Source organism: Paraburkholderia sp. BCC1884, from assembly GCF_900996225.1.
Taxonomy (GTDB): Bacteria; Pseudomonadota; Gammaproteobacteria; order Burkholderiales; family Burkholderiaceae; genus Paraburkholderia.
In genome coordinates this window covers 306,324-322,229 of record NZ_CAAJGL010000112.1, presented here as the reverse complement: position 1 = coordinate 322,229, position 15,906 = coordinate 306,324, and the positions used below count along the sequence as shown (strand labels likewise).

General features: G+C 62.3%; 13 protein-coding genes, 4 tRNA genes and 1 pseudogene. 3 read left to right on the top strand and 15 right to left on the bottom strand.

Going from position 1 to position 15,906, the window contains the following annotated elements; translation table 11 throughout:
• The first annotated feature begins 70 nt into the window (after nt 1-70).
• Nucleotides 71-925: an AraC family transcriptional regulator gene (locus FQ705_RS27040; RefSeq protein WP_144146367.1), complete on the top strand. Its 855-nt coding sequence runs from the start codon at nt 71-73 to the stop codon at nt 923-925.
• Between the two features lie 7 nt (nt 926-932).
• Here FQ705_RS27040 and FQ705_RS27035 read toward each other — a convergent pair whose 3' ends face one another.
• The 5 genes from FQ705_RS27035 to gltX form a co-directional block, all read right to left on the bottom strand.
• Nucleotides 933-1,397: a GNAT family N-acetyltransferase gene (locus FQ705_RS27035; RefSeq protein ID WP_144146365.1), complete on the bottom strand. Its 465-nt coding sequence runs from the start codon at nt 1,395-1,397 to the stop codon at nt 933-935.
• A gap of 141 nt (nt 1,398-1,538) precedes the next feature.
• A tRNA-Asp gene (locus tag FQ705_RS27030) sits at nt 1,539-1,615 on the bottom strand.
• An 81-nt stretch (nt 1,616-1,696) separates the two neighbouring features.
• Nucleotides 1,697-1,772 (bottom strand) — tRNA-Glu (locus tag FQ705_RS27025).
• A 165-nt stretch (nt 1,773-1,937) separates the two neighbouring features.
• Nucleotides 1,938-2,013: transfer RNA gene (locus tag FQ705_RS27020), tRNA-Ala, on the bottom strand.
• Nucleotides 2,014-2,135: 122 nt separating this feature from the next.
• Nucleotides 2,136-3,545: a glutamate--tRNA ligase gene (gene gltX, locus FQ705_RS27015; protein ID WP_144146362.1), complete on the bottom strand. Its 1,410-nt coding sequence runs from the start codon at nt 3,543-3,545 to the stop codon at nt 2,136-2,138.
• Nucleotides 3,546-3,976: 431 nt separating this feature from the next.
• On the opposite strand from gltX, the gene FQ705_RS27010 reads away from it, so the two are divergent.
• Nucleotides 3,977-4,924 (top strand): patatin-like phospholipase family protein, encoded by a 948-nt coding sequence (locus tag FQ705_RS27010; RefSeq protein WP_144146359.1) that lies wholly within the window; start codon nt 3,977-3,979, stop codon nt 4,922-4,924.
• Between the two features lie 125 nt (nt 4,925-5,049).
• Here FQ705_RS27010 and FQ705_RS27005 read toward each other — a convergent pair whose 3' ends face one another.
• The 10 genes and pseudogenes from FQ705_RS27005 to tilS form a co-directional block, all read right to left on the bottom strand.
• Entirely contained in the window at nt 5,050-5,715 is a 666-nt protein-coding gene (locus FQ705_RS27005) for a C40 family peptidase (RefSeq protein WP_144146355.1), read from the bottom strand.
• 137 nt (nt 5,716-5,852) lie between these two features.
• Entirely contained in the window at nt 5,853-7,487 is a 1,635-nt protein-coding gene (locus FQ705_RS27000; protein WP_144146352.1) for an ABC transporter ATP-binding protein, read from the bottom strand.
• The gene (locus FQ705_RS26995; protein WP_144146349.1) at nt 7,484-8,590 is read right to left on the bottom strand and encodes an ABC transporter permease; all 1,107 of its coding nucleotides are present in this window, start codon (nt 8,588-8,590) and stop codon (nt 7,484-7,486) included. The genes FQ705_RS27000 and FQ705_RS26995 overlap by 4 nt, the downstream gene beginning before the upstream one ends.
• The gene (locus FQ705_RS26990; RefSeq protein WP_144146346.1) at nt 8,590-9,627 is read right to left on the bottom strand and encodes a microcin C ABC transporter permease YejB; all 1,038 of its coding nucleotides are present in this window, start codon (nt 9,625-9,627) and stop codon (nt 8,590-8,592) included. Before FQ705_RS26990 ends, FQ705_RS26995 begins: the two co-directional genes overlap by 1 nt.
• Nucleotides 9,628-9,706: 79 nt before the next feature.
• Nucleotides 9,707-11,506, bottom strand: a complete 1,800-nt coding sequence (locus FQ705_RS26985) for an extracellular solute-binding protein (protein WP_186308013.1) — start codon at nt 11,504-11,506, stop codon at nt 9,707-9,709.
• A 404-nt stretch (nt 11,507-11,910) separates the two neighbouring features.
• Nucleotides 11,911-12,255 (bottom strand): hypothetical protein, encoded by a 345-nt coding sequence (locus FQ705_RS26980; protein ID WP_144146343.1) that lies wholly within the window; start codon nt 12,253-12,255, stop codon nt 11,911-11,913.
• A gap of 267 nt (nt 12,256-12,522) precedes the next feature.
• Nucleotides 12,523-13,028: pseudogene (locus tag FQ705_RS26975) on the bottom strand (LysR substrate-binding domain-containing protein); the annotation flags it as partial.
• Nucleotides 13,029-13,093: 65 nt separating this feature from the next.
• A tRNA-Ser gene (locus tag FQ705_RS26970) sits at nt 13,094-13,187 on the bottom strand.
• A gap of 179 nt (nt 13,188-13,366) precedes the next feature.
• Entirely contained in the window at nt 13,367-14,617 is a 1,251-nt protein-coding gene (locus FQ705_RS26965) for an aspartate kinase (RefSeq protein ID WP_144146340.1), read from the bottom strand.
• Nucleotides 14,618-15,013: 396 nt separating this feature from the next.
• Nucleotides 15,014-15,721, bottom strand: coding sequence for a tRNA lysidine(34) synthetase TilS (tilS, locus tag FQ705_RS35015; RefSeq protein ID WP_409934738.1), 708 nt, complete (start codon nt 15,719-15,721; stop codon nt 15,014-15,016).
• Between tilS and FQ705_RS35010 the strand changes: the two genes are divergently transcribed.
• Nucleotides 15,617-15,832 (top strand): hypothetical protein, encoded by a 216-nt coding sequence (locus FQ705_RS35010; RefSeq protein WP_409934737.1) that lies wholly within the window; start codon nt 15,617-15,619, stop codon nt 15,830-15,832. The genes tilS and FQ705_RS35010 overlap by 105 nt on opposite strands.
• Nucleotides 15,833-15,906 lie beyond the last annotated feature (74 nt).

The following is a 15,906-nucleotide window of genomic DNA, read 5'->3' as shown; positions in this document are numbered from 1 at the left end:
TCGGGGTCGACGCCGTCGCGCCTCTGCCTCCGTCGCTTTTCGGATTCCGCTATCTGGATCGAACGTTTTCATGACTGCGTCCATCGACATAGACCCATTGAGTCTCGTCCATTTCGCCGACATTCCACCCGAGTTTCAGCCGAACGAGACGCATCCGATTCGCGTACGCTCGCGGCCGATGCCTTCCGGCTGGCGCATCGCACGGCACACGCATGCATGGGCCCAGGTGGCCTATGCATCGCGCGGCGTGCTGCGGGTCGCGACGGCCGGCACGACGTGGATGGTGCCGCCCTCGCGCGCGATCTGGGTGCCGCCGCACGTGGAGCACGAGGTCGTCGCCGTCGAAGACGCCTTTCTGCGCACGCTCTACATCACCGAAAACACCGTGCCGGCCGGGCTGGATGCGCCGCGCGTCGTCGAGGTGTCCGACCTGTTGCGTGAAGTGATCGCGGCGCTCGATACCTCCGCGATTTCGGCGACTCGCGAGCAATTGCTCGGCGCCCTGGCGCTCGACGAACTGACCCGCTCCGAGCCGTTGCCGCTGTCCGTGCCGATGCCCAACGAGAAACGTCTCCGCGCACTGTGCGAGGCGGTAATCGCCGACCCGACGCACGGCGAGTCGCTCGAACAGTGGGCGTCGAGCGTCGGCGCCAGCACGCGCACGATCGCGCGGCTGTTTCGTCAGGAGTTGGGAGTGAGCTTTTCGCAGTGGCGTCAGCAGGCTATTCTGGCGCGCGCGATTCCGCTGCTGAGCCAGGGGCGCCCGCTTTCACACGTTGCACAGGAGCTGGGCTATCAAAGCCAGAGCGCATTCTCGGCGATGTTCAGGCGGGCGTTCGGCGAAAGTCCGCGGGCGTTCATCGAGCGTGGCTCGGAACATCGCGCGCAGCAGAGTGAGAATGAGCGCGACGTGGAGCAACCATAAGCGCGTATCAGACGCGTCGCGCGAGATGCCGGATCGCGCCGAGTTGCGCAAGACGCGGCCCCGCCAGCTTGTAGCCTTTGCGCTGATAAAGCCGCGCGGCGGGATTGTCGACGAACACGCGCAACTGCAACTCGCGCAGGCCGCGCTCACGCGCCCATTGGTGTGAGATATCGAGCAGATACGTGCCCGCGCCGAGCCGCCGATGCCCTTCGGCAATCTGGACGTCGCGGATATGCAGCGAATCGCCTTCCTGCGTGATGCGCAGCACGCCGATCGGCGTGCCGTCCACTTCAAGAATGAAATTCTCCGATTCGCGCCAGCTGCCGAGAAACAGATCGCCGCGCCAGACCAGATGGTGCCGGCGATAGTAACCGCCCATGTTGTTGCGGGTCAGCGCCTCGGCGAACTCGAAATCGTCCATGCTGGCCAAACGCAGATGAAACGGTGACGGGGCTTCAGTTGGATCGAACATGGCGGGCGACGAAGATGAGTCGGGTCAACGGTAAAACAGCGCGTCCGCGCTGGCAATGGCTGTTTGTCCGGAGCATACCCGGCACGAAGGCGAGCGGGAATAAAAAAAGCCCACTTCTTTCGAAGTGGGCTTTCTCAAATCTGGCGGAGCGGACGGGACTCGAACCCGCGACCCCCGGCGTGACAGGCCGGTATTCTAACCAACTGAACTACCGCTCCAGATTTTTGCACCGCAGCTTATGAGCCATGCTCACTTGCCAGCTACGCCGTTCAACTTCTTACCGAACGACGCCGATGTCTTGGCGTCCCCTAGGGGATTCGAACCCCTGTACTCACCGTGAAAGGGTGATGTCCTAGGCCTCTAGACGAAGGGGACATAATCTTTTCAGATCTGTCTTTAATTCGCTGCTAACTCACGCTAACTTGGTAGTTAATTCGTTTTGTCAACTGCGAAGACCGCTATTTTAACTACGTTACAACTGTTTGTGAAGTCTTTTTTGCTACAAGTTCCAGACTTCGGAACAACTTCACACTGCTCTGATGGTGGAGGTAAGCGGGATCGAACCGCTGACCTCTTGCATGCCATGCAAGCGCTCTCCCAGCTGAGCTATACCCCCCTTGCAGAACAGAAACGAGATTCTAGAGGCCAATTTGCGCTTTGTAAATACCCTTTGAGCAATTGCGTGCGACTTTTTTTGAAAGACGCACGCAAACCCTCTCAAGGCAGGCGCGAACGCGCTCAGCCCAGCGCTTTTTCGATACGGCCGACGACCACCTCGCGGCCGAACAGCATCAGCACGTTGTCGATCGACGGCGTATGCGTCGTACCCGCCACCAGCAGACGCACCGGCATGGCCAGTTGCGGCATCTTCAGCTTGTGCGCGCCAAGCGTCGTCTTCAGGGTGGCGGCAATCGCTTCCTTGGTCCACTCCGCCGTTTTCAGCGCGGCGGCCAGATCGGCCAGCGCCGGGCGCACGACGTCGGTCACATGCTGCGCGACCGCTTCGGCTTCCGGCGCCGGCGTGCGGTAGAACATCGCCGCGTTGTCGGCGATTTCCTTTACCGTCGACGCCCGGTCCTTCAGCAAGCCCACCACCGCCGTCAGATCGGCGCCTTGTGCAATCGCGGCTTCGTCGATACCCAATTCGGCGAAGAATGGCTTGGCCAGTTCGGCAAGGCGCGCGTTATCCGCTTCCTTGATGTAGTGCGCGTTCAGCCAGTTCAGCTTGTCGTGGTCGTACTGCGCGGGTGACTTGCCCAGATGATCCAGATCGAACCATTCGACGAACTGTTCACGCGTGAAAATTTCCGCGTCGCCATGCGACCAGCCCAGACGCGCCAGATAGTTGACCACCGCTTCGGGCAGGAAACCGGCGTCGCGATAACCCGTCACGCTCATTGCGCCGTGGCGCTTGCTCATCTTCTCGCCCTGCTCGTTCAGCACGGTCGGCAAGTGTGCGTAGACCGGCGGTTCGCCGCCGAGCGCGCGCAGAATGTTGATCTGGCGCGGCGTGTTGTTCACGTGATCGTCGCCGCGAATCACGTGCGTGATCCGCATATCCAGATCGTCGACCACCACGCAGAAGTTGTAGGTGGGCGTGCCGTCCGGGCGCGCGATCACGAGGTCGTCAAGTTCTTCGTTCGAGATCTCGATGCGGCCTTTGACGGCGTCGTCCCACGCCACCACGCCGGTGAGCGGATTGCGAAAGCGCAACACGGGCTCCACGCCCGCTGGCGGCTGCGGCAGCACCTTGCCCGGTTCGGGGCGCCACGTGCCGTCGTAGCGCGGCTTTTCGCCCGCTTCACGTTGACGCTCACGCAGCGCGTCCAGTTCTTCCGTGGACATGTAGCACGGGTACACCAGCCCCTTGTCCTGCATCTCCTTGAGCACTTCGCGATAACGGTCCATGCGCTGCATCTGGTAGAACGGGCCTTCGTCGAAATCGAGGCCCAGCCAGCTCATGCCTTCGAGGATTGCGTCGACGGATTCGGAAGTGGAGCGCTCGACGTCGGTGTCCTCGATCCGCAGCACGAAAGTCCCTTTCATCTTGCGCGCGAACGCCCACGGATACAGCGCGGAGCGAATGTTGCCGAGGTGGATGAAGCCGGTGGGACTCGGTGCGAAACGGGTACGGACGGAGGTGGTCATTAGCGGTTACTCGGAAGACAGGCGCCGGCGCCCGAGGCAGAGATCGCCTGCGAAACGCGGCAGCGGAACGCGCCCTACCGGCAGGACAACGCCGGGCACGGACACGAAGGAATTAAATATGAGAGCCGAATTATACCTTCCGACAGCGGCCTGCCTGCCCTCGTCCAAACGGCCTATGGCGAAGCGCCGTGTGATGTGCAAGCGGGTCGTGGGACGCGTAGCGCGACGCCCGAGGGCTTCCTCTGCAACGTTTCATTACGGCGCAGCCGCGCCCGCGAAGCTTTGATTTATGATGTGCGCGCGCTGCGGCTGGAGATAGTAACCACAGCGCATGGAATCGCCAGCCGGCGATCCCGTCCGTTTGACTATCCGCCTGATCGCGGCCCGCAGCGACGTTGACTACGCCGCCCGCGCCGTTGCTGGAGAATTCGTTGAAACCTTCACCGCCTAACCTCGCCCGTCGCAATTTCTCGCTGGCCGCAGCATCCGCCGTGCTGGCCGCCTGCACCACGACCGGCGGCAAAACCGACAACGCCCCGGTGGCCACCACGACCGTGCCGCCCACGCCGCCGCTCGACAAGCCGCAGCGGCCCGTCCGCGTCGCGCTGGCGCTTGGCGGCGGTGCCGCGCGGGGGTTCGCCCACATTGGCGTCATCAAGGCGCTCGAGGCGCGTAACATTCAGGTGGATCTGGTGGCCGGCACTAGCGCGGGCTCGGTGGTGGGCGCGCTGTACGCGTCCGGTATGAACGGCTTCGCGCTGAACAAGCTGGCGCTGACGATGGACGAAGCGTCGATCAGCGACTGGGCCATGCCGTTTCGCACCCGCGGCTTCCTGCAAGGCGTGGCGCTGCAGAACTACCTGAACACGACGCTGAACAATCGTCCGATCGAGAAGATGGTCAAGCCGCTCGGCGTGGTCGCCACCGACCTCAGAACCGGTCAGCCGATCCTGTTCCAGCGTGGCAACACCGGCATCGCGGTGCGCGCCTCGTGCAGCGTGCCGTCGATTTTCGAGCCAGTGAAGATCGGCGGTCACGAATATGTCGACGGCGGCCTGGTGAGCCCGGTGCCGGCGTCGTTCGCACGCAAGATGGGCGCGGATTTCGTGATCGCCGTGGATATCTCGCAGCGTCCGGAAAGCGGCCTGACGGCCAGTTCCTTCGACGTGCTGATGCAGACCTTCACGATCATGGGCCAGACGATCAAGGCCTACGAGCTCGACAAATACGCCGACATCGTCATCCGCCCGAATCTGGCCGCCATGAGCGGCAGCGACTTCTCGCAGCGCAACGCCGCGATTCTGGCCGGTGAGGAAGCAGCCGCGAAGATCATGCCGGAGTTGCAACGCAAGCTCGCCGCAAGTCGCGTCGCGGCATAGCGCGACGTCCGGGCATCAAGCGCCGGCCGGTTGCACCAAAACACGCCGCCCCAATGCAAAAAGCCTGCTTCATTCGAAGCAGGCTTTTTTGTACCTGGCGCCGGATGCACCGACGCGGGGCAGAATCAGTTATTGCCGCCGATCGTCGCGTTCACACGCTTGCGCAGATCTTCGCCTTCCTGGTAGGAAGTCTCGATCCGGCGCGCGCCGGTGAAACGCTTTTCCCAATAGCCGCTATCCATGTCGTCGACGCGGATCGTGCTGCCCGTAGAAGGCGAGTGCACGAACTTGTTGTCGCCGATATAGATGCCGACGTGCGAGAAAGTGCGGCGCATGGTGTTGAAGAACACCAGATCGCCCGGCTTCAGGTCGCTGACGCGAACCTTTTCGCCGACACGGCTCATTTCCTCGGCGCGACGCGGCAGCGCCATACCGAGCGTGTCCTGGAACACGTAGCGGACGAAACCGCTGCAATCGAGCCCGGAATCGGGGGTGTTGCCACCCCAGCGATAGCGAACGCCGATCATGTTCAGCGCGCCGACGACCACGTCGCCCGCTTTGCCGGCCATGCCGGAAAGGAACGATTTGGCGCCGCCGTCGCTGTCGGGAGCGGCCGCTTGCGAATTCGGGGAGGACAAGGAATTCGACCCGGTGGAGGTCGAAAATGAGGCATTCTGATTAAAACTGCTTACTTCGTCGGCGAAAGCGCCGGGAGTTGCTGCCATCAAGACGCCAATGAACATCCCGGCGACGACGCGCGTGCAAGCCTGGGTTAGGTTTCTGTGCTGCATTGGTCGGTATTTTTTGCCTAAAAATCAGGGGTCTACGGAAAAAAGTTTGGTCGATACTAGCCAGTAAGTATTCACGTGTCAAAACAAATAGAAAAATACAATCGAGAGACGCACCCAATTGGTGAAAGGGTGAAAAATCAATGGTCAAGCGCCGCTTTCAGCAGCTTTCGAGTGTACGGGTGCGACGGCGTCGCAAAAATCTGCTCAACCGCGCCACTTTCCACGATCGAACCGTTTTGCATCACCGCCACTCGGTGCGCCATTGCCCCGATGACGGCGAGGTCGTGGCTGATGAAAACGAAGCCGAGGTTGTACTTCTGTTGCAACCCGGCGAGCAGTTTGAGAACTTGCTGCTGGATGGAAACATCGAGCGCGCTGGTTGGTTCGTCGAGGATCAGGATGCGTGGCTCCAGCACCAGCGCCCGCGCAATCGCGATCCGTTGACGCTGACCGCCGGAGAATTCGTGCGGATAGCGATACAGCACCGTGCGGTCGAGGCCGACTTCGCGCAGCACCGACACCACCTTGTCGCGCCGCGCCTGCGGGCTCATCTGCGGACGATGCAGCGCCAGCCCTTCGCCGACAATGCGTTCGACGGTCTGACGCGGCGACAGCGAACTGAACGGATCCTGAAATACGACTTGCATGTTCGAGCGTAAGGCGGTCTGCTCGGCGCCGCGATAGCTGCCGAGCGCCCTGCCCTGAAAGTCGATCTCGCCGTGCGCGACGCGCTGCAGTCCGAGCAGCGCCATCGCCAACGTGGACTTGCCCGATCCCGATTCGCCGACGATCCCCAGGGTCTCGCCCTGGCGCACCGATATATTCGCCTCGTCGACCGCGCGAAAATGTCCCGAGCGAAACCAGCCGCTGAAACCCGGCAGCTTCGTTTTGAATTCCACCGACACTTCGCGTGCTTCGAGCAGCACGGGTGCAATCGGCAGCACCGGCACCACCGTGCGCTCGGGCCGGCTCGCGAGCAGGCGCTGCGTGTACGGATGCTGCGGCGACGCGAAAACCTGCTCGACCGGTCCGCTCTCCACCAGCACGCCCTTCTCCATCACCGCGACGCGCTGCGCGAAGTGGCGCACGAGATTCAGGTCGTGCGTGATCAGCAGCACGGCCATGCCGCGCTTCTCCGCTTCGTCGCGCTGCAGTTCGAGCAGCAACTCGACGATCTGCGCGCGGATCGTCACGTCGAGCGCCGTGGTGGGCTCGTCGGCCAACAGAAGACGCGGACGGCACGCGAGGGCCATCGCGATCATCGCGCGTTGCCGTTGACCGCCCGAGAGCTGATGCGGGTAGCTGTTCACACGCTTGCCTGGCTCGGCGATACCCGTGCGCCCCAGCAACGCGACGGCGCGTTTGCGGGCCTCGCTGGCGCTCACGCCGTCATGCACGACGATGGTTTCCGCGATCTGATCGCCGACCGTAAACAGCGGGTTCAGCGCCGTCATCGGCTCCTGGAAGATCATCGCGATGTCCGAGCCGCGCAGGCCGCGCATCTCGCGCTCGCTTTTGACGAGCAGATCCTCGCCGTCGAAACGGATCGCCCCGCTCACCTGCGCGTCGCTCAGGAGGCGCAGGATCGATAGCGCGGTCACGCTCTTGCCCGAGCCCGATTCGCCCACCAGCGCGACCCGTTCGCCGCGTTGGATCGCAAGCGTAACGTCGCTCACGGCGACGGTGTCGCCGAAGCTCACGTGCAGACGGTCGAGTTCGAGCAGCGGCGGCGTCACGCCCTGTCGTGCGTCGTGGTCCAGCGGCGCGCTCATTGATTGCCTCCGGCGCGCATCGCATCGGCGATGCGGGTGTCGAGCGCGTTGCGCAGCGCGTCGCCCATGAAGGTCAGCAGCAACAGCATCGCCACCAGCACGCCGAAGGTGGACAGGGAAATCCACCACGCGTCGAGATTCGCCTTGCCTTGCGCAAGCAGTTCGCCCAGGCTCGGGGTCGGCGACGGCACGCCGAGGCCGAGAAAATCGAGGCTCGTCAGCGCGAGAATCGCCCCGCTCATACGAAACGGCAGGAACGTGATCACCGGTGTCAGGCTATTGGGCAACACGTGGCGCCACATGATCTGCCAGTTCGACAGACCCATCGCGCGCCCCGCCCGCACATAGTCCTGCTGGCGATTGCGCAGAAACTCCGCGCGCACGTAATCGGACAGACCGATCCAGCCGAATAGCGACAGCAGCACGATCAGCAGAATGAAGCCCGGCTCGAAGATCGACGAGAAGATGATCAGCAGATACAACTCCGGCATCGCGCTCCAGATTTCGATCAGCCGCTGCCCGATGATATCCGTACGTCCTCCGAAGTATCCCTGCACGGCGCCTGCCGCAATGCCGAGGATCGTCCCGATGAAGGTCAGCACCAGCCCGAACTCCACCGACACCCTGAACCCATAGAGCAGGCGCGCGAACAGATCGCGGCCACGGTCGTCGGTGCCAAGCCAGTTTTCGCGCGACGGCGGGGCGGGATTCGGCGCTTTGGAGAAGTAGTTCAGCGTGTCGTAGTAGTAGCGATTCGGCGGATACAGGACGAAATTGCCCGGCGCGTCCAGACGCTGCTTGACGTACGGATCGAGATAGTCGGCCGGGGTCGGGAAATCGCCGCCGAAGGTGGTCTCGGCGTAGGTCTTGAACATCGGGAAATACAGGTGGCCGTCATAGCGCACCACCAACGGCTTGTCGTTCGACCACAGCGGCCCTGCGAGGCTCGCCGCGAACGCCACCACGAACACAATCAGACTCCAGTAGCCGAGGCGTTGCTGGCGAAAGCGCCGCCAGACCCGGCGGGCGGGCGTCGGCGAAACGAACGCGCGGGCCGGTTCGGTGCGCGCCGCCGCGTCGGCTGAAAGGCGAGTTCGATTCATCAACGCTCCAGTTGTTCGAATTGGATGCGGGGATCGACCCACACGTAGCAAAGATCGGAAATCAGCTTGGTCGCCAGACCGATCAGCGTGAACAGATACAGCGTACCGAGCACGACCGGATAGTCGCGGCGCACCACCGATTCGTACGACAGCAAGCCCAGGCCGTCGAGCGAAAACAGCGTCTCGATCAGCAGACTGCCGGTGAAGAACGCGCCGATGAACGCCGCCGGAAAACCGACGATCAGCGGCAGCAAGGCATTGCGAAACACGTGCTTCCACAGCACGCGTTTCTCGGACAAACCTTTGGCGCGCGCGGTCAACACGTATTGCTTGCGGATTTCGTCGAGAAAAGCATTCTTGGTGAGCATGGTGACGACCGCAAAACTGCCCACCACCGACGCCGTGATCGGCATCGCGATATGCCACAGATAGTCGAGCACCTTGCCGACCAGACTCAACTGCGACCAGTTGTCCGAGGTGAGGTTGCGCAGCGGAAACAGTTGCAGAAAGGTGCCGCCGCCGAACAGCACGAGCAGCAGTACGCCGAGCACGAAGCCCGGAATCGCGTAGCCGATCAACACCACCAGACTCGTCGCGATATCGAAGCGCGAGCCGTTACGCACGGCCTTCGCGATGCCGAGCGGCACCGATATCAGATAGGTCAGAAAGAAGGTCCATAAGCCGATGCTGATCGACACCGGCAGCTTCGAAACGATCAGCGACCAGACGCTCTGATGGCGAAAGTAGCTCTGCCCGAGATCGAAGGTCGAGAAGCGCTTGAGCATCAGCCCGTAGCGTTCGAGCGGCGGTTTGTCGAAACCGTATAGCGCTTTCAGCTGCGCGATCTGCTGCGCGTCCACGCCGCTATGCGCGCGCAGACCGAACGGCGCGCCGTTCTCCGCACCCTTGCGCAGTTCGTGCTGCATCTGCTCGACCGGGCCGCCCGGAACGAACTGGATCACGGCGAAGGTGAGCGTCAGCACACCGAGCAGCGTCGGGATCATCAGCAGCAGGCGTTTGAGGATGTAGCTCCACATGGCGGCTTTTCCGGTGCGACGACGTTGGGTAAATGATGGGCGTGAATCAGCGCAGGCGTTCGTGCGGACGCGGCTACGGCTACGGCTGCGCGGGCTGAGACGGCTGCGCGTACCACCACGTCGACGTGATCCAGCCTTCCGCGCCATAGTACAGGGGCAGCGTTTTTGGCCACGCCAGCCCGCGCTTGAACGCCACCCGATGCGTCGCGCTGTACCAATGCGGCACAACATAGTAGCCATGCATCAGCACGCGGTCGAGCGCATGAGTTGCGTCGAGTAGCTGTTCGCGCGTCTGCGCCTGCACGAGCGCGCGCAGAATCGCGTCGACGGCCGGCGACTTCAGCCCGATCAGGTTGTCGGAACCCGGCGTGCCCGCGGCCTTGCTGCCGAAGCGGTCGATCTGCTCCGAACCCGGCACTTGCACGTCGGGCATGCGAATCGTCGTGGTGTCGAAATCGAAGGCATCGAGACGCTTCTGATAGACCGCGAAATCCGACACGCGGAACGTCGCGGTAATGCCCAGCTTCTGCAGGTTGCGGATGAAGGTCGCGACGATCGGCTCCATCTGCGCGGACGAGCCGGAGTCGTCGAGAATCTCGAACTGGAACGGCTCGCCTTTGGCGTTGCGCAACGCGCCGTCGCGATAGGTCCAGCCGGCCTGCTGCAACAACGCACGCGCCTGCAGCAGATTGGCACGCAGCGAGCCGGGCGGATCGGTATCGGGCTGTTTGGGCGGCAAGCCGAACACGGCGGGATCGAGTGTCGCGCGCCACGGCTCGAGCAACGCCAGCTCACCTGGCGAAGGCAGTCCCTTCGCCTGCAAATCGGTGTTGGCAAAAAAACTGTCGATGCGGCTGTACTGATTGAAGAACAACTGACGGTTCAGCCACTGGAAGTCGAGCGCGAGGTCGAGCGCCTTGCGCACCCGCACGTCCTGAAACAGCGGCCGACGTGTATTCAGCATGAAGCCCTGCATACCGGTGCCGTTATGTTGCGGGAATTCATGCTTGATCAGCTCGCCGCTGTCGAACTTCTTGCCCACGTCGCGCCGCACCCAGTTGCGCGCGACGTACTCGACCAGCGCGTCGTACTCCCCTGCCTTGAACGCTTCGAGCCGCGCGACCGCATCCGAATAAAGCTTGTAGACGATCCGGTCGAAGTTGTTCGTGCCGACCCGCACCGGCAAGCTTGCCCCCCAGTAGTTCGGGTCGCGTCGGTACGTGATGGTGCGTCCGTTGTCGTACTGGTCGATCAGATATGGACCGCTCGCAATCGGCTTTTCGAACGCCAGTTGATCGAACGGAATGCGGCTGCCGTCGGGCTTCATCCCCCACTTGCGCGAGAACACCGGCATGCCGCCCGCGAGCAGCGGCAACTCACGATTGCGCTGATGGAACTCGAAGCGGATCGTGTGCGGATCGACCACCACCGCGCGCGTGATCTCGGCAAAGTACGAGGCGAACTGCGGTGCGGCCTGCGGGCTTTTAAGCGTGTCGAGCGAAAACTTGACGTCGTCGGCGGTCACCGGATCGCCGTTCGAAAAACGCGCACGCGGATTGATGTGGAAGGTGGTCGACATGCCGTCCGGCGCAATGGCGATGTCGTCGGCGAGCAGGCCGTAGGCCGAGGCCACTTCGTCGCTGCTGCCGGTCGCCAGGCTTTCGAACAGCAGGTCGATACCCGGCGCGGTATTGCCGCGCAGCGTGAACGGATTGAATTTATCGAAGCTCGTGAGACGGCCCGGATTGGCCATCACGAGCGTGCCGCCCTTCGGCGCGTCGGGGTTGACGTAGTCGAAGTGCTTGAAGCCGGCGGGATATTTCGGCTCGCCATATTGCGCGATCGCGTAGACCGCGTGGGCCGGCGACGCGGCGAGCATGCCCACGACGACGAGTACGCCGCTGATCGCCAGCCCACACGCCGTGCGCCATGCACGCGGCGCCACCGGCAAACCGACACGCGAGAGTTTATGAAGCACGCCGCACCGAAGTGCACGAAGCGTTTGAACCCTGCGCAAGCCAGTTGTCATAGGGGCCTTATTGGTGATTGGGCGATGGCAATGTGAGGGAATTCTACCCAATAAACCCGTGCCGACCGGGCTGCTGTCGAACCGGTCGATCGCTTGCGGCTTCGCGCAAGTGTGCGAATGTGCATGACGTGTGCGACGCAATAACGCAAGCGCTCGGGTCGACGTCTGCGTCTCACGCGAGCGCAATAAAAAACCGCCCTTGAGGGCGGTTTTTTTACTCTGCGGCTACGTCGAGCCGCAGTCCGTTCGCGCGCTTAGTGCCAGCCGCGATGGTTGTCGTAGTGGTCGCGACCGTAGTCGGCACGACCCGGGGGATGATGACGATACCAGTCGTCGCGTCCCCAGTAGCGGCGGCCGTCCCAGTAGCGGTCGCCATGCCAGCCGATCACGACTGCCGGGCCACCGTAGTACACAGGAGCCGGTTGATACACGACCGGCGGCGGGGGCGGCGGCGCTGCATACATCGGCGCAGGAGCGACATAAATCGGCGCGGGAATGCCGATGTTGACACCAACGTTAAGGCCGCCGGCCATTGCGACACCCGACGCACCCAACGCGAAAACCCCGATCAAAAGCGGAACAAGACGAGCGGACTTCATTTATCACCCTTTGGAAGAATGTGTTGTTGGCGGAAATATAGCGCAAGGTGTCGCCGCGCGTATTTCAACTTTGTAATAACTGATGCATAACATCGCACACTCGGCCAACCAGTTACGTCTCGTTACATCGGATAGGGTTTCTGCGATCAATCGCGGCGTTGTAATGAATGCGCTGAGCTCACGTCTTCAGGTATGCGCCTGGATCAGCGGAATGATCCGCTTCGCCAGCTTGCTATAGAGCGCATCGATGTCGTCCGACACCGGCTCGACTAGCGCGGTCACCCGGGAGATGTGCTCCACGTCACAGAACCAGCGCAGCCGCACCGACTCCTGGCCGAGCAGCATTTCCAGCCGCAGGCGATTGCCGCTGTCGCGTCCGCCGATAATCAGTTTGGTATGCTTCAGATCGCCAGGCGGAATGGATCGGGCATCGGCGAATGGATCGTCGCGATGCACGGCAGGCGCGTAGCGATCGTTAAGGAAAGGCTCGAAGATCAGATCCTCGTCGTCGCCGAGGTGAAGAGACACGCCGAACTCCGGGATGCCGGCCCGTACTTGCGACAGCACGAAATTCTGATTTCCGTCGAGTATCTGCACGCCGACTCGCGGATACTTTTCCGCGTGTTTCAGCGACGCCTCGGGCAGCAGCCGCGCGACCAACGTCGGGATACTCGACCCGCGTACTTTGCCGCGACGCTTCGCGCTGCAATCGACTGAATCGACGACCGCATCACGCCCAACTGCGCGATCTGTTCACGCGCCATCGGCAGGAATTATCGGCCGCCCAAAACAAAAACCCCGCAGAGCCTAGACTCTGCGGGGTTCTCTCTACCACTTCTGGCGGAGACGGAGGGATTCGAACCCTCGATCCAGGTTTTGGCCCAGATGCTCCCTTAGCAGGGGAGTGCCTTCGACCTCTCGGCCACGTCTCCCAAACTTTCGGTTGCGCAGGGAGTCAGCGCAACGAAGCCAAGATAATAGCGGGCCGCACCGCGAAGGTCAATGTCTTGCGAACACTTTTTGTGCCAGTTTCGTCATCGGCACGCCATTATTCGGATCGGCCGCGCAAATGCAAAACAGCGCGCTCCTGTACGCCCGGTTTTCAAGGCAATTACGCTTGATCCAGTTCGAACGCCTTATGCAGCGCGCGTACGGCGAGCTCCATATACTTCTCGTCGATCAGCACCGAAATCTTGATTTCGGAGGTCGAGATCATCTGGATGTTGATGCCCTCTTCCGACAGCGTGCGAAACATCGTGCTCGCGATACCCACATGCGAACGCATGCCGACGCCGACCACCGAGACCTTCGACACCTTCAGATCGCCCAGCACCTGCTCAGCCTGCACGTGGCCCTTTACCTGGGTCGTGAGGATGTCCATGGCACGCTGATAATCGCCGCGGCCCACGGTGAACGTGAAGGCCGTTTTGCCTTCGACGCTCTGGTTCTGGATGATCATGTCGACGTCGATATTCGCGTCCGCCACCGGGCCGAGAATCTGATACGCGATACCCGGCTTGTCGGGCACACCCATCACGGCGATACGAGCTTCGTCGCGCTGAAACGCGATGCCCGAGATGACTGCTTTTTCCATGGTCTCGTCTTCTTCAAAAGTAATCAGGGTGCCCGACTTCATTTCGGCGTCGAGCGGGATGAGCGGATCGGTCAGGCTCGACAGCACGCGCGTCTTCACCTGATATTTGCCGGCGAATTCCACCGAGCGTATCTGCAGCACCTTGGAACCCAGGCTTGCCATTTCCAGCATTTCTTCGAATGTCACGCGATCGAGCCGGCGCGCTTCTTCCACCACGCGCGGGTCGGTCGTGTAGACGCCGTCGACGTCCGTGTAAATCAGGCATTCATCGGCTTTCAGCGCGGCGGCGACCGCCACTGCCGACGTGTCCGAGCCGCCCCGGCCGAGCGTGGTGATGTTGCCCTCAGGATCGATGCCCTGAAAGCCGGTGATCACCACCACTTTGCCCGCGTCGAGATCGCGCAGCACGCGCTCGCCGTCGATTTCGCTGATGCGCGCTTTCGTGAATGCGCTATCCGTTCTGACCGGCACTTGCCAGCCGGCGTAGCTGACCGCGTCGACGCCGGCTTCCTGCAGCGCGATGGCGAGCAGCCCCGAGCTGACCTGCTCGCCCGTGGCGGCGATCATGTCGAGTTCGCGCGGGCTCGGCTGCGCGGTGATTTCTTTCGCGAGACCGAGCAAGCGGTTGGTTTCGCCAGACATCGCCGAGGGCACGACGACCATCTTGTGGCCTGCCTTGTGCCATTTCGCGACGCGCTTGGCGACGTTCTTGATGCGCTCGACCGAGCCCATCGAGGTGCCGCCGTATTTATGTACGATGAGTGCCATTGTCGTTCTGAACTGAAAGAGAAACCGCGCTGGCGCGCTGGAGACGACCGCACAAAAGCACAGGCGCGCAACGTCTTGTGAACGACGGCAGAGTGTGTGGCGGCGTAGATGCAGCACGCGTGCAGCACGCGCGGGTTTGCCCGGGAATGGTCGCTAATGGCTTACCGGAAACGACGGATCACGATCGCCAACCGACGATAGCGACAAAAGCGAGGGCTAAATCGGGTCGGGCAAACAAGTTAACGTACCCGATCGAGCGTAAAAAGACAAGCCAAAGGGGGCATTGAAATAGCCCGAATCGAGGCCGCGAAGGCTTGTCCAGCGTGGTTTTGTGCCCTATTTTGCGCATTATTGCCAGATTCACCGTCTGGATAACCGGTGTGTCCGACCGGTCGGTCAGGCGATCAGCAGATCTTCTCGCCAGCTGATCCTGACGCGCGCTTCGCCGGGGCTCATCGGATCGGGGATGGTGGCGCGGTTCACGCCGAGCAAGGGCACGAACAGCAACCGATCGCCGAGGTAAAGCAGCGGCACGTCGCGTTTCCAGGCGGGAATGCCGCGTTCCTGGAAGAGGTTTTTCAACGTGCGGGTCGGCGCATTTTGCGACCTGCCGGTGCGCATCCGTTCACCGCCGCTGCGCGAACGGGCGGTCAACAATGCGCGTTGGAGAACGCTTAGAGGAATGGTGGCCGAGTCAATGTCGTCGTCGTTTGCGGTGGCGGCAGAGTCGACGCTGTCGTGAAGTTTCGCCGGGGAGCCAGCCTGATTTGGCGGCGTCTCCGCAATCTTGTCGGCGTCCGCCGAATCGACCGCCGCGAACACAAAGCTCCCTCGCCATTGCGGCAAACGCCAGATCGACTCGCCGTGCCAGGCGAGTTCACTTGTCGCGCGCGCCGTGAGTCGGGTTTCGTCGGCAGGTTCGCTACTGTCGCCGGCTTCCCAATAGATCGATCCGCGATAGCTGCGCAAAGCCTGCCCCGCATGATCGATCCGCAAGGCGTGACCCTCGCCCGCCGCGCCCACTTCGCGCAGTTGACGCAGCGCGTCGCCAAGCCGCGCACTCGATGCCGCGACCATGCCCAAACCGCGCATCCAGTAACGCAGCAGATTGAGCGCGCGATCGTCGTCGAGTGCGACCAGCGCGTCATGCGACAGCGCGCGTCCTTCGTCGCGCGAGAGCGTGTCCATATCGATGCGCGCGAGCTCGTCGAGTAGACGCTGCGCCGACGCGGCATGCGCAGCGGTTCGCGCGAGCGCATCGCGAAAGCCGGGAAAATGCACGGCCAACG